This is a genomic window from Marinobacterium rhizophilum DSM 18822 (assembly GCF_000378045.1).
GTDB classification, from domain to species: Bacteria; Pseudomonadota; Gammaproteobacteria; order Pseudomonadales; family Balneatricaceae; genus Marinobacterium_A; species Marinobacterium_A rhizophilum.
The window spans coordinates 261,038-284,445 of sequence record NZ_KB899091.1; the positions used below are offsets into that span (position 1 = coordinate 261,038).

The 23,408-nt window shown below is 61.6% G+C and carries 15 protein-coding genes; 7 read left to right on the forward strand and 8 right to left on the reverse strand.

What is annotated here, in order from left to right; translation table 11 throughout:
- Nucleotides 1-140: 140 nt before the first annotated feature.
- Together speB and F451_RS0104625 are read right to left on the reverse strand one after the other, a co-directional pair.
- Complete coding sequence (speB, locus tag F451_RS0104620; protein ID WP_020680178.1) at nucleotides 141-1,106, reverse strand: agmatinase; 966 nt, start codon at nucleotides 1,104-1,106, stop codon at nucleotides 141-143.
- 218 nt (nucleotides 1,107-1,324) lie between these two features.
- Nucleotides 1,325-2,227, reverse strand: coding sequence for a LysR family transcriptional regulator (locus tag F451_RS0104625; protein ID WP_240476436.1), 903 nt, complete (start codon nucleotides 2,225-2,227; stop codon nucleotides 1,325-1,327).
- Between the two features lie 167 nt (nucleotides 2,228-2,394).
- On the opposite strand from F451_RS0104625, the gene F451_RS0104630 reads away from it, so the two are divergent.
- From F451_RS0104630 to F451_RS0104640, 3 genes are all read left to right on the forward strand, one after another.
- Complete coding sequence (locus F451_RS0104630; protein WP_020680180.1) at nucleotides 2,395-3,414, forward strand: TRAP transporter substrate-binding protein; 1,020 nt, start codon at nucleotides 2,395-2,397, stop codon at nucleotides 3,412-3,414.
- A gap of 201 nt (nucleotides 3,415-3,615) precedes the next feature.
- Nucleotides 3,616-4,311, forward strand: coding sequence for a TRAP transporter small permease (locus tag F451_RS24815; protein ID WP_240476437.1), 696 nt, complete (start codon nucleotides 3,616-3,618; stop codon nucleotides 4,309-4,311).
- Nucleotides 4,312-4,328: 17 nt separating this feature from the next.
- Nucleotides 4,329-5,609: a TRAP transporter large permease gene (locus F451_RS0104640; protein ID WP_020680182.1), complete on the forward strand. Its 1,281-nt coding sequence runs from the start codon at nucleotides 4,329-4,331 to the stop codon at nucleotides 5,607-5,609.
- Between the two features lie 503 nt (nucleotides 5,610-6,112).
- Here F451_RS0104640 and F451_RS0104645 read toward each other — a convergent pair.
- The 6 genes from F451_RS0104645 to F451_RS0104670 all read right to left on the reverse strand — a co-directional run bounded on the left by F451_RS0104645 (nucleotide 6,113) and on the right by F451_RS0104670 (nucleotide 17,857).
- Complete coding sequence (locus tag F451_RS0104645) at nucleotides 6,113-10,933, reverse strand: NAD-glutamate dehydrogenase (protein WP_020680183.1); 4,821 nt, start codon at nucleotides 10,931-10,933, stop codon at nucleotides 6,113-6,115.
- 261 nt (nucleotides 10,934-11,194) lie between these two features.
- Nucleotides 11,195-12,664: an alanine/glycine:cation symporter family protein gene (locus F451_RS0104650; RefSeq protein ID WP_020680184.1), complete on the reverse strand. Its 1,470-nt coding sequence runs from the start codon at nucleotides 12,662-12,664 to the stop codon at nucleotides 11,195-11,197.
- Nucleotides 12,665-13,227: 563 nt separating this feature from the next.
- Complete coding sequence (locus F451_RS0104655; protein WP_020680185.1) at nucleotides 13,228-14,643, reverse strand: sigma-54-dependent transcriptional regulator; 1,416 nt, start codon at nucleotides 14,641-14,643, stop codon at nucleotides 13,228-13,230.
- Nucleotides 14,644-14,695: 52 nt separating this feature from the next.
- Nucleotides 14,696-16,453: a transporter substrate-binding domain-containing protein gene (locus F451_RS0104660; protein ID WP_020680186.1), complete on the reverse strand. Its 1,758-nt coding sequence runs from the start codon at nucleotides 16,451-16,453 to the stop codon at nucleotides 14,696-14,698.
- A gap of 164 nt (nucleotides 16,454-16,617) precedes the next feature.
- Complete coding sequence (locus F451_RS0104665; RefSeq protein WP_020680187.1) at nucleotides 16,618-16,854, reverse strand: thioredoxin family protein; 237 nt, start codon at nucleotides 16,852-16,854, stop codon at nucleotides 16,618-16,620.
- Nucleotides 16,855-16,870: 16 nt separating this feature from the next.
- Nucleotides 16,871-17,857: a permease gene (locus F451_RS0104670; RefSeq protein ID WP_020680188.1), complete on the reverse strand. Its 987-nt coding sequence runs from the start codon at nucleotides 17,855-17,857 to the stop codon at nucleotides 16,871-16,873.
- A 202-nt stretch (nucleotides 17,858-18,059) separates the two neighbouring features.
- Between F451_RS0104670 and F451_RS0104675 the strand changes: the two genes are divergently transcribed.
- The 4 genes from F451_RS0104675 (at nucleotide 18,060) to F451_RS0104690 (ending at nucleotide 23,010) form a co-directional block, all read left to right on the forward strand.
- Complete coding sequence (locus F451_RS0104675; RefSeq protein WP_020680189.1) at nucleotides 18,060-18,395, forward strand: ArsR/SmtB family transcription factor; 336 nt, start codon at nucleotides 18,060-18,062, stop codon at nucleotides 18,393-18,395.
- A gap of 26 nt (nucleotides 18,396-18,421) precedes the next feature.
- A complete protein-coding gene (locus F451_RS0104680; RefSeq protein WP_020680190.1) occupies nucleotides 18,422-18,643 on the forward strand; it encodes a YgaP family membrane protein in 222 nt (73 codons plus the stop codon).
- 75 nt (nucleotides 18,644-18,718) lie between these two features.
- On the forward strand, nucleotides 18,719-19,792 hold the full coding sequence (locus tag F451_RS0104685; protein WP_020680191.1) for an efflux RND transporter periplasmic adaptor subunit: 1,074 nt from the start codon (nucleotides 18,719-18,721) through the stop codon (nucleotides 19,790-19,792).
- Nucleotides 19,789-23,010, forward strand: coding sequence for an efflux RND transporter permease subunit (locus F451_RS0104690; RefSeq protein ID WP_020680192.1), 3,222 nt, complete (start codon nucleotides 19,789-19,791; stop codon nucleotides 23,008-23,010). The genes F451_RS0104685 and F451_RS0104690 overlap by 4 nt, the downstream gene beginning before the upstream one ends.
- Nucleotides 23,011-23,408 lie beyond the last annotated feature (398 nt).

Below are 23,408 nucleotides of genomic sequence, written 5' to 3' on the forward strand. Positions count from 1 at the left end.
CCGGCCCGTTGCCCGAACCCTCCCCCCCTGCTCCGGCAATATCGCTACATCTATCCGACTCATCCTGAATCAAAAACGCGGCCCCTGAATTCAGGGGCCGCGTTTTTTTTGAAGAACACTGCTGGAATTGGTTAGCTCTGTCAGCCCTGCTGGCGCAGCTTGCGACCGTGAAAGACATAACCGATCAGGTTCATCAATACCTGGGCGGCCAGGATGCTGGTGCTGCCGCTGTGATCGTAGTCCGGCGCCACTTCGCAGAGGTCGATTCCAACCACATCGCCACTGAAAGCCACGCCCTGCAGAACCTCCATCACCTCGTAGTAGTTGAAGCCGCCATGGCTTGGCGTACCGGTACCCGGTGCGATCGATGGGTCGAAACCGTCGATATCGATGGTGATGTAGTAATTGACCCCTTTGGGAATCAGATCCAGCACACCCTGGGTGCCCAGCCGGCGCACGTCGCGCACCGACAGAATGGTTGAGCCCGCGGCTTCCGCGTCCTTGTGATCGGTACGGTTGGACGACGACACATTGCGGATGCCCAGTTGTGTCATGCCGGTAACGAAGGCCTGCTCGGAAGCGCGACGGATCGGATTGCCGTGACCGAAGCGTACGCCGTGACGCTCGTCGACGAAGTCAAGGTGGGCATCGATCTGAATAATATGGATCGGACCGCGCCCTTCGAAGGCCCGAATACAGGGCGCATTGACCGAATGATCCCCCCCCACCACGACGGGCAGCGCACCGGACTCAAGAATCTTGCGCACACCATATTCAATGTTGGCGTGGCTCTTCTCGGTGTTGGTATGCACCATGTCGGCATCACCGATATCAACGATATTAACGCCTTCCAGATAGAGGGTGTCCTCCTCGTAGGAATAGGCGCCGCCATGACCGAACGAAAACAGCGTGGAGGCTTCGCGAATGGCGCGGGGCCCCATGCGAGCACCCGAACGCCACTGGGTACCGCAGTCAAAGGGCGCGCCCATAAAGGCCACGTCGGCCTTGATGTTGTCCCAGTCCTCGCAGGTACGGTTCTTGCCGAAGGTGCAGAATCCGACAAATGGCAGGTTCAGGCGACCCGTTTCGTAGGCATTGTCACTCATAGTTGATGACCCCTGTGTGCGGTCGGTCAACGACCGGCATTTATTGTTGATGAGGAGCCCTGACACCGGATCGTTTGGGGCCGGGCTGCGTGTGACAGGGGCAGTATTGCAAAAGGAATTTCATCAAAAAATATAAATTACAGAATGTTTACATCATGATTTTTGATGCAAAAATGCCAGTGCGCTCAGGCTCAAACCGCATTGGCGTTGGGAAAAACCTACTTCTGCGCCAAGGCGCCCAGCGCGGCTTCAATGTCCTTGACGAAAACCTGGACGATATTCTGCGGGGCTGGCGAAGCCCGCACCGCCAGACTGAACTCCGACTCCCACGACAGATTCAGGTGATCCAAGGCGCGCATTTCGCCGCTTTCGACCCACTGGTGCGCATAATGTGTCGGCAGGAAACCGAGAAAACTGCCGCTTGTAATCAGTATCGCCTGGGCTTCCATATTTGAGACGAAGGCGACGTTACGGCTCTTTTTGATGTGCTGCAGATCGGCATGTTGCAGATAGGTTCGGGACGAGATCGGAAACTGCCGGATCGTTTCGACGCTGATCTCCTGAGCGGGCCGCTCAAACAGCGGATGCCGGCGGCCACAATAGAAACCGTGATGCTCGCTGCAGAGGTGACGATAGGTCATGGCACTGCTGCGGTTCTGGAACAGGCCGATCGCAAGATGAATGTTGCCGGTGAGAAGCTCGCGCTCGAGATCTTCCGGCGCCAGCACCAGCAGCTTGATCGAGACATCATTGCTACGGCTGTAGAAACGGTGGATCGCATCAGCTACCGGCAGATCGCGGTTGGTAATGACATTGTCGACCAGCCCGACACGCAGGGTACCGGTCAGCGTATTGCGCAGCTCGCCAAGGTCTGCTTCGAAATCCGAGATGGAGTTCAGCATCTCCCGGCACTTGCGGTACACGACCTCTCCCTTTTCCGTCAGGCTGAAACCGCTGCGACCGCGATGACAGAGCTGGAAACCCAGGCGGATTTCGAAATCGCGGATATGGGTACTGATGGCCGGCTGACTCATGCCCAGTGCGGATTGTGCACCGACGAAGCCGCCGTACTCCACCACCATACAGAAGGTCTGCATATGCTTCATCGAATAGGCTGACATAACGGAGATCCCAAGCTTGGCCACTGCAAAAGCAGGCGTTGTTACATAATATTACTTAATATAAACATATTAAAATTTATATTTTTAGATGAATAGGCATTTGCAATACTGACCCCGTTACGAACCGAACCTATATAAATCCAAAAAAAACGACGGGGGTATTCACCATGCGAACGCTGAAGACACTGCTCAAAGGTGCCATGCTGTCGGCATCCATCGCCCTGGCATCAACGCAGGTGCTGGCCGAAGAGTGGAAATTTGCGATAGAAGAGATCCCGGGCTCGATCATGGACAGCTACGCCCAGGAGTTCAAAAAACGTATCGAAGCCAAGACCCACGGTGATGTCAGCATCCGCATCTACCCGTTGGGCACCCTGGGCACGCCCACCGAGCTGGTCGAACAGGTCGCCGATGGCGTAGTCCAGTTCGCCAATGTCTCGGTCGGCAACCTGGGTACCATCGTGCCCGAGTCCCAGCTTTTTCTGCTGACCTACACCCTGCCCTCCGACTCGTCCGCCATTTCGAATCTGCTGGGCTCAAGCAAAGTAATCTACGACGACCTGAGTCAGGACTTCGAGCACAAGGGGTTGCAACTCCACACCCTGTATTCCGAAGGACCGCAGGTCTGGACCACCAACCGCGAAATTCACAACCCGGCCGATTTCGACAATTTCAAGATGCGGGTCATGGTCTCGCCGATTCTGCTCAAGGCCTATGAGGATCTGGGGGCCAGTCCGACACCGCTGCCCTTCGGCGAGGTCTATGGCGCCCTGCAGCTCAAGCAGGTGGACGGCCAGATCAATCCCGTTTCGGCCATTGAGGAGATGAAGTTCTACGAAGTCACTGACTACATGATCTGGGCCGGTGAACAGGAGCTGGTCACCTCGGTGATGTCCGGCACCGACTGGTACGAAACCCTTTCGACGGAGCGCCAGCAATTGATCCGCGAGACCACTGCAGAACTGCAGGACTATATCCGGGGTATCGTCGAGCAGTTCAATGAAACAAAGCTCGAGCAGATCAAGACGGCCCGCCCCGACATCAAGATGATCCGTCTGAATGAAGAGGAACGCGCGGCTTTCCGCGAGCGCAGTCAGGCCACCCATTCGGCCTACATCGAGATCGCCGGCGACCGCGGACAGTCGCTGCTCGACGCCCTGCTGGCTGAGGTCGAAACACTTCAATAAGCGCCCGACCAGGACCTCCCGAGGACGCCGCCATCCAATGATGGTGGCGCCAACTGAACGTCCCTCTAATGCATCAGGTGATTCTGAACCGGCTTCTTCCGACGAGGGTGTCGCTGTAACTTTGGCCCATCCCGAGCAGAGTTATGCATCAGAATTCCTGGCTTAAGAGGCGCCGCACCACTGCGTCTGGAGACGTCACCCATGAGCCAACGAGACATGATCTCCCATCAGGCGATTACCCAACCCAAGGGGAAAATGATGCATCCCTGGCGCTCAATAGCCCGCCACATCTTTACCCTGCTTGACGAGATCCTTGGCAAGGCCGAAATGCTGGTACTGGGCTGGGGCATTATCATCATGGCGCTGAATACCATCGCCAACGTGTTCGGGCGATATCTTTTTTCGCAGAGCATCTATTTCACCGAGGAGCTCAACGAATTCCTGATCGTCATCATCACGTTCATGGGATTGGGCTATGCAACCCGCAAGGGTCGCCATATCCGCATGTCGGCGCTGTATGACGTGCTGCCGATCCGCGCCAGGAAACTGCTGATGATCGTCATCGCCGCCGTGACAGCCGTGGCCATGTTCGTGCTGGCCTGGTACGCCTTTGAGTACGTGGCCAAGATCGCCCGCCGCGGCCGCGTCACGCCGGCGCTGCAGTTTCCGCTCTACCTGACATATGTCTGGGTAGTGATCGGCTTCCTGCTAACCGGCATCCAGTACCTGCTGACGGTGTTCAAAAACCTCGACCTGACCGACCCGGAAGTCTATGTCTCATTCACGACCGTCGATGCATACGAAGACCCGGAGATCGCCGAAGTGATGCACCTCTACAACCAGGACCACCCCGCCGTCGATGACGACGGTGAACGGCCATCCGATAACTGCCGATAATAAGAGGAGTGCCCGCCATGTCCCTGGTAATGCTCGGCATCATGATTGTTCTGCTGCTCGCCGGCTTTCCGATGATGATGCCCCTGCTGGCCGCCGCGATGCTGGCCTTTGTTCTCTATCTCCCGGACCTGAGCCTGCAACAAGTGGTCCAGCAGATGATTGGTGGCGTCAAACCCGCCGCCCTGATTGCCGTCCCGATGTTTATCCTTGCCGCCGATATCATCACTCGCGGCCATTCGGCCGACCGACTGGTCGATGTGGTGATGCGCTTCATGGGCCATATCCGTGGTGGCCTTGCAGTATCGGTCACCGTCGCCTGTGCCCTGTTCGGCGCGGTCTGCGGTTCAACGCAGGCCACCGTGGTCGCTGTCGGGGGAGCCATGCGCCCGCGTATGCTTAAGGCCGGCTACAACGATGGATTTTCGATCGGTCTGATCATCAATGCGGCTGACCTGGCCTACCTGATCCCGCCCTCGATCGGCATGATCATCTACGGGGTGATTTCCGGCACGTCCATATCGGAACTGTTCATCGCCGGCCTCGGACCCGGACTGCTGATAATCGTGCTGTTCTCGATCTACTGCATCTGGTACGCCAAACGGCACAATATTCCGGTCGAGCCGAAAGCCAGCTGGGGCGAACGCCTGGCCTCTATTCGCCGGGCCATCTGGCCCATGGGCTTCCCGGCCATCGTTGTCGGCGGCATCTATGGCGGTATCTTCAGCCCGACCGAAGCCGCGGCCATCTGTGTGCTCTATGCGCTGGTTCTGGAAGTCATCGTGTTCCGCTCGATAAAGCCGCGCGATATCTTCGAGATCGCCCTGTCGACCGGCGCCGTGACGTCGGTGGTTTTTATCCTGATCGCAGCCGGTGCTGCCTTCTCCTGGGTGCTGTCCTACGCCCAGATCCCGCAACAGCTCATCGCCTCGATCGGGCTGGAAGGCGCCAGCCCGGTCATGACGCTGGTGGCGATCAACATCGCCTTCTTTATCGGCTGCATGTTTGTCGACTCGATTGTCGTCATCCTGATTCTGGTGCCGATCTTTGCACCACTGATCAAGACTGCAGGGCTCGATCCGGTACTGGTTGGCGTACTGATCACATTGCAGGTCGCCATCGGCGCGGCGACACCTCCCTTTGGCTGCAACATCTTCACGGCCGTCGCGGTATTCCGCCGCCCGTTCATTGACGTAATCCGCGGCGTGCCACCCTTTCTCGTGATCCTGCTCTTTGCCACCGTATTGCTGGTAACTTTCCCGCAGATCTCGCTCTTCCTGCGGGACATCGCGTTCCGCTGAGGCGGGAGCATCCTGTTCGGGGCCTTCGGGCCCCTGGTTGATTCAGTCTCCACGATAGGCGCAGGATCCAGCCTGCACAGCGCTGCACTCCAGGGTGCGCCTTCAGGGTTTCGAAGAACATAAAAAGGGACGCATAACGCAAAAACCCGCAAACGGTCTGGCCGTTTGCGGGTTGGCTGGAATCAACTGATGTCAGCTGAAAAGGAAAAGCTCAGGAATCACTTGATGACGCCGGGCGCGACGCTTAACGGCGGACGAACCGGCGCCTCAGGGCAGACACGCCGTCGGCCTGATCATTCAGGCTGGCGCCACCCGCGCCACGCAACCGTTCAGCACCACTCGCCCCCGATCGGCTAAACGTTGCGCGGGAGCGTCTGACCCGCTCGCTGATTAAAGCCCCGCCAATGGCCGCCCTGCGAGCCTGGCTTCACGTTCAATAGAGGCCGTTTTACCCGCCTGGATATCCCTTGATAGCCACTACCGTCTGCAAGCTGTGCGGGACCTCAGTCCGCCACCGTTCCACTTTGATGCGCCAGTTGCGCGAGTTCGCGCAACGCCACCGAAAAGACCGCGCTTTCCTGCTGCCCGACCGCCCTAAGGTCCGCCAGCATCTGCTGCCAGCGCTCTAGCGCCGCGGCGTGCCGCGAGAGCCAGCGTTCGATCGGCGTACCGCAAGCGTCCGGGGTCTGCTCCAGGCGCAGGACGCTCAGGGCCAGTGCCTGCTGCTGTGCGTCCAGGTCATCGCGATAGCCATCGCGCGCCAGCGCCTGCCAGTGACTGTCGGCCATCAGCGCCTTCACCTGCTGGTCGAACCAGTGCAGATCCAGCCGCTCGCCCAGGCCATAGTAGACGTCGGCGGCCTGTTCGACCGGCATGCCGGACCTTTCAGCCACTTCGATGATCGCGAGCGCCGGATACAGACAGTCGGCACCGGCAACGATCTTGGCGAGCGCCTCCGGCACCCCTTTCTCCATCAGGCCGGCATGGCGCAGCGTCCAGGACTCCAGCCGGTCGCCACTGAGGCGCTGGTCGAGGCCCTGGCTGAGCGCCGCCACGCCGTCACGGAAGCGTGCCTGGGTCTTCGCGGCGTTGCGCAGCATGTCGGGCTGACGCAGGAACCAGCGGCAGGCCCGGCGCGCCAGTCGGATCAGATCGGCCATCATGTCAAGCTGTACCGATGCCGGCACCTGGTTGTCAAGGGCCTCGATCTGCTGCCAAAGGTCGGGGAGCGCGAAGAGATCGCGGGCGATGACGTAGGCAATGACGATCTCGGCGAGGTCGATGCCGGTCGATTGCTGCAGCCGATGCGCGAAGGTTGACCCCATGGTATTGACCAGATCGTTGGCGAGCTGGGTGGCGACAATTTCCCGTCGCAGCCGGTGCCGGTACAGCGGTTCGCGGAACTCTGCGACCATCCGCTGCGGGAAGGCGCTTTCCAGCGCCTGCATCAGGCAGTCATCGTCCATGAATCGCGGGGCCTTGATCAGCGCCTCCTTGAGCTGCGCCCGGGCATAGGCAAGCAGCACGGACAGCTCGGGCCTGGTAAGGCTCAGTCCCCGGGTCCTGCGCTCCTCCAGGGCAGTGTCATCCGGCAGCCCCTCGAGCCCCCGGTCGAGCCGCCCGCCGGCCTCCAGCTGATGGATCAGGCGCAGATACTCGTCAGGCGCCCGCTGCGCCTGGCGCTCGGCCAGGCTTAGCGCCTGCACCTGGCGATAGTTGTTGCGCAACACCAGGGTCGCGACGTCATCGGTCATCTCCTGCAGCAGACGGTTGCGCTGTTTCATCGTCATGTCGCCGCCGGCCACCAGCTCGTTGAGCAGGATCTTGATATTGACCTCGTGGTCCGAGCAGTCGACGCCGCCCGCATTGTCGATGAAATCGGTGTTGCAGGCACCGCCGCGGCCGCCGAACTCGACCCGTGCCAGCTGGGTGAAACCGAGGTTGCCACCCTCGCCCAGCACGCGGCAGCGCAGTTGCCGGGCGTCGATGCGCAGGCCGTCGTTGGCCTTGTCGCCAACGTCAGTCTGGCTTTCATGGCTGGCCTTGACGTAGGTGCCGATGCCGCCGTTCCAGATCAGATCGACCGGCGCGCGCAGCAGCGCGCTGATCAGCTCGGCCGGCGACAAGCGCGCCTCGGCGATATCGAAGCGCTCGCGCATCTGTGGCGATATCGCAACCCACTTGGCACTGCGGGAGAAGATGCCGCCACCGGCCGAGATCAGGCTGCTGTCGTAGTCGGCCCAGGACGAACGCGGCAACCCGAACAGGCGCTCCCGTTCGGCGAAGCCCGTCGCCGCATCGGGGTCGGGATCGATGAAGATATGCTGATGGTTGAAGGCCGCCACCAGCTGGATATGTCGTGACAGCAGCATGCCGTTGCCGAACACGTCCCCCGCCATGTCGCCGATGCCGATCACGGTAAAGGCCTGGCTCTGGACATCCAGCTCCCGTTCGCGGAAGTGGCGTTTGACCGACTCCCAGCCGCCCCGCGCCGTGATGCCCATTTTCTTGTGGTCGTAGCCCTGGCTGCCACCCGAAGCAAAGGCATCACCCAGCCAGAAGCCGTAATCCGATGCCAGGTCGTTGGCGATATCGGAGAAGGTCGCGGTGCCCTTGTCGGCCGCCACCACCAGATAGGGATCGTCGCCGTCGTGCCGCACAACATCGACCGGCGGCACCAGCTCGCCGCCGACAAGATTGTCCGTCAGATCCAGCAGGCCGCTGATAAAAGTCCGGTAGCAGGCGATGCCCTCGGCCAGCACCTCGTCGCGCCCACCGCCCGCCGGCAGTTGCCTGGCCACGAAGCCACCCTTGGCGCCGACCGGCACGATCACCGCATTCTTGACCTGCTGCGCCTTCACCAGGCCGAGGATTTCGGTGCGGTAGTCCTCCAGCCGGTCGGACCAGCGCAGGCCGCCCCGAGCCACCTTGCCAGCGCGCAGGTGAACGCCTTCGACGCGCGGCGAATAGACGAAGATCTCGTACATCGGCCGCGGCGGCGGTACGTCGGGAATCGCCCGCGGATCGAACTTGAACGAAAAGTAGCCTTTGGGCTGGCCGTCGCTGCCGCTCTGGAAATAGTTGGTCCGCAGCGTCGCCTGGATAAGCACCAGGTAGCGGCGCAGGATCTTGTCGTCATCCAGGCTCTCGACCCGGTCCAGCGCATCGAGGACACTCTGCTCGAGCCGCCCGGCCAGCGTCCTGGCCTTGGCGCTGGCCTGGCGCACCGGTTCCAGCCGGGCGCGGAACAGTGCCACCAGCTGGCGGGCGATATGTGGGTGTCGGCCCAGCGCCTCGGCCATGTAGGTTTGGCTGAAACCGAAGCCCAGCTGTTTGGCGTAGCGCGCGAAGGCGCGCAGCAGTGCCACCTCGCGCCAGGGCAGCCCCGCCGCCAGCACGAGCCGGTTGAAGGGGTCGTTTTCCGCCTCGCCGTTCCACAGTCGCAGGAAGGTCTCCTGCACGAGGGGCTTGATCGCCTCGAGCTCCACCGGCCCGGCCGTCGCGGGGGTCAGCGTGAAGTCATGCAGCCACAGGCTGCGGCCATCGCGCGCCCGCACCGGATAGGGATGTTCCCCCAGCACCCGGAACCCCAGCTGCTCGAGGATGGGCAACGCATCGGACAGTACCAGCGGCTCGCCGGCCCGGTAGAGCTTGCAGCGCAGCAGATCGGATTGCGGCTCCAGCGCACGGTAAAAGCTCATGGCCAGCGGCCGGGCCGCCGTCAGGCCGTCGAGGTGCTGGATATCGATGACGGCGCTGCGCGGCGAGAAATGCTCGCGGTAGGCCGATGGGAACGCCTGGCCGAACAGCTGATTCTGGCGATTGCCGGTTTCTTCGCCGCTGGCTTCCAGCAGTTCCCGCCGCAGCTCATCGTTCCAGGCCCGCGAGACGTCGACGACGCGCCCCTCGAGCGCCGCGCCATCAAAGGCCACCGCGGTCTGCGGATCCACGCGGACAACAAAATGCACCCGGGCCAGTGTCGATTCACTGAGGCGGGTGCGAAACTCGGTTTCCTGCGCCTGCAACTGCTCGGTCAGCACATCCTGCACCTGCTGGCGCAGCGCGCTGCTGAACTGCTCCCGCGGCACATAGTAGAGACAGGAATAGAAGCGGCTGCACGCCTCCCGGCGCACCAGCAGCCGCACCTTGTGCCGTTCTTGCAGATCAAACACGCCCATGGCGATGCGGTACAGCTCCTCCGGGGACGCCAGGAACAGCTCCTCACGCGGCAGGTCCTCCAGCACGTCCAGCAGCGCCTTGCGGCTGTGGCCCGCGTGGATAAAGCCCGCCCGTTCGATCACCGCCTCGATCTTGCGGCGCACGACCGGGATCTGCAGCGGTGACTGCCGATAGACCGACGAGGTGTAAAGGCCGATGAAACGGCACTCGCCGACCGGTTCGCCATGCTCGTCCAGGTGCCGCACCCGGACCACGTCCAGGTAGGCGGGTCTGTGCACCCGCGAACGCCGGCCGGCCCTGGCGAAATCGAGCGGTGCATTGCCCGGCGCGGCTTTCAGCTCCCCGGTCAGGGTTTCGCCACGGCACCGTTTGGCGATCCCGAGTGACGGCCCGGCGGGCGACTGTACCGCGTTGGCGCCGTCTGCGAGATCGAACTCCTCGACGCCGAGGAAAATGAAGCGGTCATCGAGCAGCCAGTCGAGGAAGGCCCGGGACTCATCGATCTCCCCTTCGGCCGGAGGCTGCGGCAACCGGTCCAGCAATTGCGCCGCACGGGCCTGCATCGCCGGAAAATCGGCCACGGCGATCCGCACATCGGCGAGCACGTCGAGTATCCCCTGCTGAATCGTTTTCATGACCTCGGGATCGGATTGCCGGTCGATCTCGAGGTGAATCAGCGACTCGAGCCGCCCCCCCGCGTCGCACTCGCCCGCCGGCTGCAAGACCTCCAGCCGGCCGTCGTTGCGAGCCACCCGCAGTACCGTATTGCAGATGCCATGTATGACCAGCTCGCGCCGGTTCAGCTCCATGCGTACCGAGTCCACCAGAAACGGCGTGTCGCCCTGCAGGATCTCGATCACGGTATGCTGGCTCTGCCAGCCGTGCTGTTCGTAGTCGGGATTGAACACCCGCACTTTCGGCGCCGTGGCATCATACTGCTGCAGGAACTGCCAGGCGGACAGGGTGACGCCGTGCAGATCCTCCGGCGGGGCCTGCATCAGTTCATTGACTGGTACGACCTGGTAGTACTGGCGGGCGAATTCGCTGATCGCAGTCACCTCCTGCATGGGAAAGCGTGCCTCCAGGCACTCGGTAAGACGGGTCAGGAGTTGTTCTTTATTATTGAGAAGACCGGAGTCGGGCATATAACACCTGCGTGAAGCTCGGTAAAGGTTGGCAATGGATCGCCGCGCCTGCGCATCCCTGCACCCGCGGCATGACCGCCATGGATGGCGGGAAACCTGACTTTGCAGGAGCACAAAGTCAGTGACCGCCATGGATGGCGGAAATCCTGTAAACGCAGCAGCGATTTACAGGAACTGTTCGTCCTGAACATAAAAAGCCGCCGGCGACGCGCGACGGGCATGCAGCCAGCCGCGCGTCGCCCTTGGCTTGGGGTGCTCGGATCAGTTGGAGCTGACAGCGCCTGCGGCAGCGCCCTGCGGAACCTGCTCGAGGTCTTCCGGCTCGATCTCCCAGGCAGCAGCATCGATGTTCAGGTCGCTAAACTTGGCGGCGTCGAAGATCGGCTGCTCAATACCGGCGCTGATCTGGTCATCGAAATCACGCATGATGCGCAGGCCCGGCTTGATCAGCATGATCAGGGCGATCAGGTTGGCCACCGCCAGCAGACCCATGGTCACATCGGCGAAGGCAAACACCGTGCCCAGGTCCGTGGTGGCGCCCCAGCACACCAGGCCAATGATGGCGACCCGAAAGCCATTGAACAGGTTCTGGTTGTCGTCGGTGAAGTAGTTGATGCTGTTTTCACCCAGGTAGTAGTTGTACAGAATGGTGCTGAAACCAAACAGCAGCAGCGCAACGCTGACGAAGCTGCGGCCCCATTCACCGACGTGCTCGGCCAGGGAAGCCTGCGTCAGCGCCACACCACCGATGTCGCTCATACTGGCCGGGTCATAGACGCCGCTGAGCAGGATGATGAAGGCCGTGGCCGAACAGATGATCAGGGTATCGATAAACACCGAGAACGACTGCACGATGCCCTGGTTGGCCGGGTGCGGCACATAGGCCACCGCCGCCACGTTAGGAGCACTGCCCAGGCCCGCTTCGTTGGAGAAAAGGCCGCGTTTGAGACCCATCATGATGGCGGCACCGATGCCGCCGCCGATAGCCGGCTCAAGGCCAAAGGCGCTCTTGACGATCAGCATGAAGACATCGGGAATGCGCTCCAGGTTCATGCCCAGCACCACCAGCGCAGTGAGGATATAGCCGCCGGCCATGACCGGTACCAGCACCTCGGACACCTTGGCGATACGCTTGACGCCGCCGAAGATGATCAGGCCGACGATCATCGCCAGACCAATACCGGAATAGAACACCGGCACACCAAAGGCATCCTCAAAGGAGGTGGCCACGGCGTAGGACTGCAGGGCGGTAAAGCCGAAACCGAAGGTCAGCAGCAGCAGCACGGAGTACAGACCGGCCAGCCATTTCCAGTTGCTGCCCAGACCGCGGGCGATGTAGTAGGCCGGTCCGCCACGGTAGGAGCCGTCCGGTTCCGCCTGCTTGTAGGCCTGCGCCAGGGTGCACTCGAGGTAGCTGGTGGCCATGCCCATCAGGCCGACCATCCACATCCAGAAGATGGCACCCGGTCCACCGAGGGTGATCGCAACGGCGACGCCGGCGATATTACCGCCACCGACACGGCCGGCGACCGACAGCAGCAGCGCCTGAAACGAACTCAGGTGACCGTGCTTGTCGCGCTGAAACGCCTGGCTGGCGCTGAGGATCCGGAACATGCGGCCGAAGTAGCGAAACTGTACGAAGCGTGATGCGACGGTAAAGCCAATGCCGACGGCGATCAGCAATGCGATCAGTACCTTGCCCCAGAGAATGTCATTGAGAAAATCCAGCATCAAAAAAGCCCCGTTGTTTTATTATTGAGAGAAGTGCAGGCCCGCTTACACCGCAGGGCTACACGCAAAGCGCTTGAAGGTGCGCGAAGGCTCCACGGCCGTAACACGGACGCCAAGACTCTGCCCGTTCCCCGACACATCGGAAAACGCCAGGCCCGGCACACTGCTGGACAGGCCACATGGAAACCACCCCCGCTGCGTGACGGCATCCCGCGTCTCTTCGAGCGCGGCTGTGCAGATCACCGCTACCGAATTCAGTACCGACGCCAGGGCAGGGAATATCGCTCAGATATTCCCTGCCCTGGCGTTCTGGCGTCGAGCGCTGCTGAGTGCCACAGGCGGGTAGCCGTCCAATTGAATAGAGCAAGCAGTGTGCCAGCCTCACGGACACCGACTAACTCTTTGTTTTTAAATAACTAAAGAACGAACGAGGAGATCGAGTTTAATATCGAAGGGGTATAACCAAATACACCGGAATTTCACAAAAAAACAATAAGCACTTACTAATCAAAGTGTTATGTGAATTCTTTCGAGGTTATAGGAAATGCGCAGGTTATAGGGGTTCAGTCGCCAGTTGACAGCTTCTTCAGGCGCTTGCTCAATGCCGGCTGCGAGACACCCAGCAGCCGCGATGCGATGGACTGATTGCCCTCGGCACGGCGCATCGCCTCCTCCACCAGCAGGTCGGCCACGTCGTGCAGCGCCGGCAACGGCTCGTCGGCGACGAAAACAGACTGTCCTTGCACCGGCTCATGACTCAGGCCCGTTTGATTCTGATCAATGGCGCGCTTGAACACCTCCATCGACAGCATCCGCGAGCGGTGCACGCTCATGGCGTCGAACACCATCGCGCGCAGCTCGCGCACATTGCCCGGAAAGGCGAAATTGGCAAGCAGCACGGGCAGCTCCCGCGGTATCGTCGGCTTGTGCTTGCCCAGTTCGGCCGCGGCCTCGGCCAGGAAATGATCCAGTAACAGCACTATGTCGCCCCTGCGCTGACGCAACGGCGGTATATGCACCTGGTGGGTTCGCAGCCGGTAGTAAAGATCCTTGCGGAACTCCCCAGCCGCCTGCTTCTGCGCCAGATCCTGATGGGTTGCGACCAGGATGCGGGCACGCATCCGCTTGGGACGGTCGCTGCCCAGCGGATAGTATTCGCCTTCCTGCAACAGCCGCAGCAGTTTCACCTGGGACGCCGGACTCAGATCACCGATCTCGTCGAGGAACAGCGTCCCTTCGGCCGCCTGTTCGATCATGCCTGCACGCGCGCAATCCGCCCCGGTGAAGGCACCGCGTTGATGACCGAACAGGGTATCGGCAAAGACGTTATCGTCCAGCCCCGCCACGTTGACGCAGACCAGTGGCCCCTTGCGCCCGCTCAAGTGATGGGCTGCTCGGGCAATCAGTTCCTTGCCCACGCCGCTTTCACCGCTGATCAGGATCGGCTGCCGGCTCACAGAGACCGACTCCAGGTACTTGAACGCCGAACGCATGCCCTTGTCCCCGGTCACGATCGACGCAAAGGCTTCCGGCTGTTCCAGCCTGTCACACAGCACGCGCCGGCGCAGCGCCTGGTTTTCATGCCGCAGTTCCTGCAGCTCAATGGCGCGCCGAATGCCGTCGATCAGCCGGTCCTGTTCATCGGTCTTGACGAAATAGTCAAAAGCCCCGAGCTTGATGCAGTTGACGGCGGTTTCCACCTGGTTCAAACCGCTGATGACGATGACACCGACCTCCGGGTGCTCTTCCACGATCTGGCTGAGCAGCGCCTCCCCGGACAGGTGCGGCATGGTCAGGTCGAGCGTGACCAGGCCGATATTCTCCTGGGCCAGTACCGCCATCACGTCCCGGCTGTCCTCGCAGCGGTGCACATGGGTGATACCACAGGAACGCTCCAGCGTGAGGCTCAGGCTGTGCAGAAAAATCGGTTCGTCATCGACCAGCAACAGGCCGAAAGAGGGATAGAGGGTTGTGGTCATCAGGAGCTACTTCCAAGCATCTTTTACGGGCGGTAACGGCAGGCGGCGAAATTCAGCCTGCAGCCGGCCGATCCGATAATACGGTATCGGACCCACTCGCGGCCAATGCCGGCAGCGAGAGCGTGACGCAGGTCCCCTGCCCCGGGCTGGAATCGAACGTCAGGGTGCCGCCATGCTCATGCACGATGCCCGCGGAAACGGACAGCCCCAGTCCGGTGCCGCCGCTTTCGCGCCGGGTGGTGAAGAAGGGATCGGTGAGCCGGGACTTCGAGGCCGGATCGATCCCCCGGCCCTGGTCTCGAACCTCCAGTATCACGCGGTTGGCGGCCGGGGCCTGATAGGTGCGCAGGAAGATCCCCTGCCCGGGGCCGTCCAGCGCCTGGCAGGCGTTGAGGATCAGGTTGATCACCACCTGCTCGATGCGCTGGCTGTTGCCCCTGACCGCAGGCAGGGCAGGCGCGAACTCCGTCTCGAACCGGTCGGTGGCGCTATGGATCGACTTGTCGACCAGGCGGACCGCCTTGGTCACGACCTCGTTAAGATCCAGCGACTCGTTCAGCTCGGCATCGCCCTGGCGGGCGAAATCCTTGAGGTCGCCGACGATGCGCCGAATGCGCTGGGCCCCTTCATGCATGCCGTCGAGTATCAGCGGGATCTCGTCCCGCATCCGCGAATACGCCAGCCCGCCGTACTCGAAATCGCCGTGCGCCTGGTAATGCGCCTCCAGGATCTCGCGCGAGTCCCGACAGGCATCATGCACGATCGGCAGGTTGAACAGCAGGAAGCTGCAGGGATTGTTGATCTCATGGGCCACGCCGGACACCAAAATGCCCAGCGAGGTCATCTTGTCGGCCTGGATCAGCTGCAGCTGTTGCTGGCGCAGCTCGTCGGTCCGGCTGGCGACTTCCCGCTTGAGCATGCGATTCCAGACCACGATGCCCCCGAGAATCAGCAGCAGGACGGCCGACGCTGCGGCCCCGACCAGGCCGATTTTTTTCCAGGGAATGCTGCTGGTCTCTTCCAGCGGCCCCAGCCATTTGTCGTAGATGGCCTGATGGCGGCCGGTGTTCTTGAGAATCGCCAACCCCTCGCTGAACTTGGCGAGCAGGTCCGAATTGCCCTTTTTTACCGCATAGCCGTAACGCAGCGAAAACGGATTGGCCACCGGCACAATATTGCTCAGCCCCAGTTGCTGGCTCAGATAGAGCGCCGGCAGGTTCGCCACCAGTGCATAGTCGTGCTTGCCCGACGCCAGCAGGCGCAGCGCATCGGCATGGGTATCAGTGGTGACAAAGTGCGCACCGACCTGATGGGCCAGCAGGTACTCGTGCATGATGTCTTTGTTCTGGACGATCACCTCCCTGCCACGCAGCCCGTCAACACCCACCACCGGATCACCGCGGCGGGCGAATATCGACTGGTGCACGATGGCGTGGGGTGGCGAGAAATCAAAGACTTGTGTCCGTTCCTGCGAATAGGACATACCCTGCAGGATATCGATCTGGCCGTCCTCCAGGCCTTGTCGCATATCGGCCCACTCGCCCAGCACGATATTCACCTCGAGCCCCATCACCTCGGCGATGGCACGGGTCAGCTCCACGTTGTACCCGGCCGGCTGGCCGTCCTGGTCGAGAAACTCGTACGGGGGATGGTAATGGTCGCCGCCGACGATAATAGGCGCCCGGGTACTGGCGCCTTCAACCGCACGCGACTGGGCCCAGCCGGGGCTGGCGATCACCACAAGGCAGACAACCGCCACCACATTGAATAGCCGTGCCCAAAAAGGAGCCGGGCTAGCGGAATACTGCATGGAATACTGTGCCTTTGTCAGGATGGAAACGGATCAGCACCGAGCCCGGCACCGCCACCGGTTCAGCGAACCTGCCTATCCTACTATCACGAACGACAAAGGACACGCGGGACCGTGACAGCATCGTCTTTCAACCCTGCTGTCAGCGGAGTCCCGCCGCCCGGTCAGGCGGCCAGCCAGCCTTCAATCGCGCCACGCAAGGGGATGGATCCGCTATGTACCAGCTTTTCATCTGCCACAACCGCAGGTGTGCTCATGACGCCATATTGCATGATCACCATGGGGTCGGTTTCCTTGATAACACGCACCTCGACCCCCATGTCCGCGGCGACCTTTTCGATGAAGGAGGCCGTCTTTTGACATTTGCTGCAGCCCGAACCCAGTACCTTGAACGTTTTCATCGTTGTACGCCTGTCGTCAGAGAATAAACGGGGCCAGCAGGTTGAAGGTCCAGCCCACCAGCGTGAAAGCGGCCAGCAGCAGCGCAAAAAGCACCGCCAGCAGACGCCACTGCATGACCTGCTTGAGCAGTATGAATTCCGGAAAGCTGGCTGCGACTGTACTCATGCAGAATGCCAGTGTGGTTCCGATCGGCAAACCTTTCGTGATCAGGCTCTCCATGACCGGTATCACGCCGGTGGCGTTGGAATACAGGGGAATGCCAAGCACCACTGCCGCCGGTACGGACCACCACTGCCCTTGCCCCAGGTGCTGCTCAAACCAGCCTTCGGGCACAAAGCCGTGCAGTGCCGCCCCCAGACCCACACCGATGATGACCCATTTCCATACTCGAGTGAAAATATCGCGCAGTTCACCCAGTGCAAATTGATGACGCTCGAACAGCGTGAGGCGAAGCGGCTCAGCCGTGACTCCCGCCTGGTCCGCTCGTAGATAGGCTTTCGCCGCAAAGGGCTGCAGCAGCCGCTCAGCCCGGATCAGATCGAGCACCGCGCCGCCCAGAATGCCAACGGCCATGCCCACGATGATATACAGCAGCGTAAATTTCCATCCCAGCAAGGTGCCCAGCAGCACAACCGCCACCTCATTGATCAGCGGCGATGTGAGCAAAAACGACATGGTGATGCCAATGGGTATTCCCGCCGACGTGAAGCCCAGAAACAGCGGGATACTGGAGCAGGAACAAAAGGGTGTGACGGCGCCTGAAAATGACCCCAGCAGATAACCCGCCCCACGATTGCGTCCACCCAGCCACTGCCGTATCTGCTCTACCCTGAGTGAGGCACGAACCAGCGCAATGAGATAGATCATCAACAGCAACAGCGCAAAGATCTTGGTGGTATCTTCAATAAAGAAATGCAGTGCATCCGCGATTTTTAACGACGGATCCAACCCGGCCAGGTTGTACACCAGTACATCGGCCAGGTAGGTAAAAATCTCCAGCATGATCGCTCCGTTAAGTGCTTGTGACCCTGTAATATTCCGGTCCCGGCCAGTCTGAGCCGCAAACCGTCCCGCTTCCTTGATCCAGATCAGTCCTGAGACTTTCGACTCGCGCGCACCGTTGTCAAACCGCGTGCAACTCGATACATTCAACTATACTAAATTAGAAATATTATATGTAAATAAAAACCAATGTGAGTTCGCTATGAACAGTACACGCAGCGCAGGAAACCCGGCCACGCCAAGCCGCCCTGATCCGTCTCGCATTGGCCAGCATATCGAACCGGCCGCGCAGCTTCTGCGCGCACTGGCCAACCCACACCGATTGATGATTCTGTGCCTGCTCAGCGAAGGCGAGCTGTCGGTCAGCGAACTCAATGCCCGCGTGCAACTGAGTCAGTCGGCGCTGTCGCAGCATCTGTCAGTGCTGCGTCGCGATGGCCTGGTGGAAACCCGGCGCGAAAGCCAGAGTATCCATTACCGTATCGCCAACGGGCTGGCACTGAAGATTATTGAACTGCTGCACGAACAGTACTGTTAAGCAGCCTCACATGCAGGAGAGACACCATGACTTCATCCACCAACATCGACGTCCTGATTTTCCGCCTGGCAGGCAGCTTTATCCTGCTCTCGTTGCTGCTTTCGCAGCTACACTCGGTTTACTGGCTCTGGGTCACCGCCTTTGTCGGCGCCAACATGCTGCAGGCCTCATTCACGGGTTTCTGCCCGCTGGCACGGGCACTGGCATGGCTCGGCTTCAGCGCGGGACCCGCGTTCAAGAGCCACTGAGCCTGACAGCCGGTCGGACCTGATACGGATTTGCGGCACAAAGGCCCGCCAGGCTGGTGTGACCGGAGGACATTCATGCATCGTTTGAAACGGATTATCGGATGGGTGCTGGCCGCGACGGCCGTGCTGGCCTCGGCTGCAGACGACCCGGCACCCGGCGCACCCCAGCTTGCGACCATGACCGCACAGTTGCAGACCATCGATCGGGAAACCCTGCTCGATGGCAGCCTGGAAGCCGTCAACCGCTCCACCGTGGCCGCCGAAACCAATGCGCGAGTCGTCGAACTGCCCTTTGATGTGAACGACTACGTGCAGAAGGGCGACGTCATCGTCCGCTTTCGTGACACCGAACAGCAGGAGCAGGTACGCAGCGCCGAGGCAAACCTGCACGAAGCCCAGGCCCGCCTCAACGAGGCCCGCCAGGATTACGAGCGGATCAGCGACATCTATGCCCGCAAACTGATTGCCAAAGCGCAGATGGACAGCGCCACCGCCGCCTATGCCTCAGCAAAGGCCCGGGTAAACGCGGCCCAGGCGGTACTCAACCAGGCCAAAGAGCGCCTGGAGCACATGGTTGTGCGCGCGCCCTACAGCGGCATCGTCGAAGAGCGGCATATCCAGCTCGGTGAAATGGCCACGCTTGGCACGCCGCTGATGACCGGGTTGTCGCTGGAGCACCTGCGGGCGCTGGTCGATGTGCCACAGAGCCTGATCGGCCCGCTGCGCGAACATCGCCAGGCCCGCGTTATCCTGCCCGGTGGCGGACAGCTGGTGGCGAGCGAAGTCCGCATTCCCCCGGCCGCGGATCCGAAGACCCACAGTTTCCAGGTCAAGGTGACCCTACCGGAAGGCGACCACGGCCTGTTCCCCGGCACCCTGGTGAAGGTGGCCTTCAAGCGCGGCAGCGAACAGGCACTGCTGCTGCCGCCCAGCGCGGTGGTACAGCGCAGTGAAGTCACCGCTGCCTATGTGGTGCACCCTGACAACCGTATCGAGTTTCGCCAGCTGCGCATCGGCACCGCCCGCGCCGATGGCCAGCTTGCGGTGCTGGCCGGGCTCGTGGCCGGCGAGCGCGTGGCGCTGGAACCCATAGCCGCGGGCATCGCACTGAAACAGCAGTCAGCCCTCAATACCGCGGTAACCCCATGAGCGAGCCGAGACGACTGGGAATATCCGGCGCCGTTGCCCGGCGTTTTCTGACCACCGAAATAACGCCGCTGCTGGCGCTGGTCGGTCTGCTGCTGGGCCTGTTCGCCGTGCTGGTCACGCCGCGCGAGGAAGAACCGCAGATCGACGTTACCTTTGCCAATGTCTTCATTGCCTTTCCCGGTGCCTCCGCCAAGGAGGTGGAACAGCTGGTGAGCACGCCGGCCGAGCAGATCCTGTCGGAACTGGCCGGTGTCGATCACATCTATTCGGCCTCGCAGCCCGGCATGGCGGTACTGACGGTACAGTTCGAGGTCGGCGAAAAACGCAGCGATACCATCCTGCGCCTTTACAACGCCTTCTATTCCAACAGCGACTGGCTGCCGCCCAACAGCGGTATCGGCCAGCCACTGATCAAGCCCAAGGGCATCGACGATGTGCCGATCGTCGCCGGTACCCTGTGGAGCGAAGACCCGGCCATCGGCGCCTATGAACTGTCCCGCATTGCCCACGCCATCGAGGCGGAACTGCAGCGCGTGCCCGGCACCCGCGACATCGACACCATCGGCAGCCCCGACCGCGTGGTGCACGTGCTGCTGGATCCGCAGCGCCTGGCCGGACACGGCATTGATATCGACAACCTGCGCCACGCCCTGCTGGCGGCCAACACCTCCAGCGATGCCGGACGCGCCGTGGCGGACAACCGTGAAATCCAGATCCAGGCCGGTACCTTTCTGATCAATGCGCAAGAGGTGGCAGACCTGGTCGTCGGCCTGAACCAGGGCGCGCCGGTGTTTCTGCGCGATGTCGCCGACATTCGCTATGGGGCCGATACGCCGGCGCGCTACGTGCAGTTCGGCACCGGTCCTGCCGCCAGCAACAAGGGCCTGGCGGCCATGGCACGCCAGCCGGCGGTGACCATCGCCGTGGCCAAGAAGCCCGGCGAGAATGCGGTCGAGGTGGCCGACAAGCTGATCGCTCGCTTCGCGCAGCTGCGCGGCACCTTCCTGCCCGACGGGGTACAGGCCACAATAACGCGCAATTACGGCGCAACCGCCAACGACAAGGCCCAGACCCTGATCAAGAAGCTGGCATTCGCCACCGCCTCGGTCGTGCTACTGGTGCTGCTTACCCTGGGCCGGCGCGAGGCGCTGGTGGTCGGTGCGGCCGTCATCGTCACGCTGGCGATCACGCTGTTCGCCTCCTGGGCCTGGGGGTTCACCCTGAACCGGGTCTCGCTGTTCGCACTGATTTTTTCCATCGGCATACTGGTGGACGATGCCATCGTGGTGGTCGAGAACATCCACCGCCACATGCACCTCGGTGGCAAGAGCCTGACCGAGGCAATCCCCGGTGCCGTCGACGAGGTCGGCGGCCCGACCATTCTTGCCACCTTCACGGTGATTGCGGCGCTGCTGCCGATGGCCTTCGTATCGGGCCTGATGGGCCCCTACATGGCGCCGATTCCCATCAACGCCAGCATGGGCATGCTGATTTCGCTGGTGGTGGCCTTTGTCTTCACGCCCTGGCTGTACCGGCGGGTGTTTCTGAAGGCCCCCCCCGCCCATGAGCACCCTGAACCCCAACAGCCCCGCAGCAAACTGCAGGTGCTGTTCGCGCACCTGATGCAGCCGTTCCTGCGGGCAAGGCGCGGCCGCGCCGCGCGGGTACTGCTGCTGCTGGCGCTGCTGCTGCTGATCGCGGGCTCCTTCGGCATGGCGGGCATGCAGTGGGTGGTCATGAAAATGCTGCCGTTCGACAACAAGTCGGAGTTTCAGGTGCTGGTTGAAATGCCCGAGGGCACGCCACTGGAAGACACCAACCGGGTGCTCAATGCCCTGGCGGACCGCATAAGTACCGTCCCCGAAGTCACCGACTACCAGACCTACGCCGGCACCGCCTCGCCGATCAATTTCAACGGTCTGGTGCGCCAGTATTACCTGCGCAGCGCGCCTTATCAGGGTGATATTCAGGTCAACCTGGTCGACAAGCATCTGCGCCAGCGCCAGAGTCACGACATCGCCCGCGCCCTGCGCGCCCCGTTGCAGGACATCGGCCGCGCGCTGGGCGCCAACGTCAAGATCGTGGAAGTGCCGCCGGGGCCGCCGGTGCTGGCGCCGCTGGTGGCCGAGATCTACGGGCTGGACTACGGTGGCCAGATCGAGGCCGCGCGGGCCGTGCGCCAGCTCATGGAAGCGACCCCCGATATTGTCGATGTCGACGACTTCATCGAGGCGCCACAGCGCAAACTCATTGTCGCCGTCGACCGGCAGCGCGCCTCGCACCTGGGGGTCAGCCAGCGTAGCGTGGTGAATGCGCTCAGTGCCGCCCTGCACGGTGAAGATGCCTCCTACGTGCACAGTGAAAACAGCAAATACCCCATACCGATACGGCTGGAATTCAGCGAGGGCAACAAGGCCGACATCGATGCGCTGGGCGCACTGCGGGTGCGCAGCGCCACCGGCGCCCTGGTGCCCGTTGGCGAAGTCACCGACTTTCGCTGGAGCAACCGCGACCAGACGCTCTATCATAAGGATCTGCTGCCGGTGATGTTTGTCACCGGCGACATGGCCGGGCCGCTGGACAGCCCGCTCTATGGCATGGCCGAGGTAGCGTCACAACTGGCCGAAAAACCAATCCTGGGCGCACCGCTGCAGCAGTTTTTCACCGGGCAGCCCGACAACCCCTATGCCTGGAGCCTGAAATGGGACGGCGAATGGCAGATCACCTTTGAGACCTTCCGCGACATGGGCCTGGCCTACTCGGTGGGGCTGATCCTGATCTACCTGCTGGTGGTGGCCCAGTTCCGCTCCTACAGCCTGCCGCTGATCATCATGGCGCCAATCCCGCTGACGCTGATCGGCATCCTGCCCGGCCACGCGCTGCTGGACAAGCAGTTCACCGCCACCTCCATGATCGGCATGATCGCCCTGGCCGGCATTATCGTGCGCAACTCCATCCTGCTGGTGGACTTTATCCAGCAGCAGCTGCGCGACGGCAAGCCGCTGGAGCAGGCAGTGGTGGATGCCACCCTCATACGCGCGCGCCCCATTATACTGACCGCGGTAGCCGCCATGCTGGGCGCTTTCTTCATCCTGGATGACCCGATTTTCAACGGACTGTCTGTCTCACTGATATTCGGCATTCTTGTCTCGACACTGCTGACACTGCTGGTGATCCCGGTCGTGTACTACGCCTACCACTACAAGGCGGTGAAATGACAATACGACAACATACACCGACCTAAACTGCCCGCGGTGGCCGCCATGCCGGTGCCGGTGCCGGTGCCAGTCAGGGCTTCATCCTCGATGACCCGATTTTCAGCGGACTGTCGGTCTCACTGATATTCGGTATTCTGGTCTCGACACTGCTGACGCTGCTGGTGATCCCGGTGGTGTACTACGCCTACCACTACAAGGCGGTGAAATGACAATACGACAATATGCACCGACCTTAAACTGACCGCGGTGGCCGCCATGCCGGTGCCGGTGCCAGTCAGGGCTTCATCCTCGATGACACGATATTCAGCGGACTGTCGGTCTCACTGATATTCGGTATTCTGGTCTCGACACTGCTGACGCTGCTGGTGATCCCGGTGGTGTACTACGCCTACCACTAC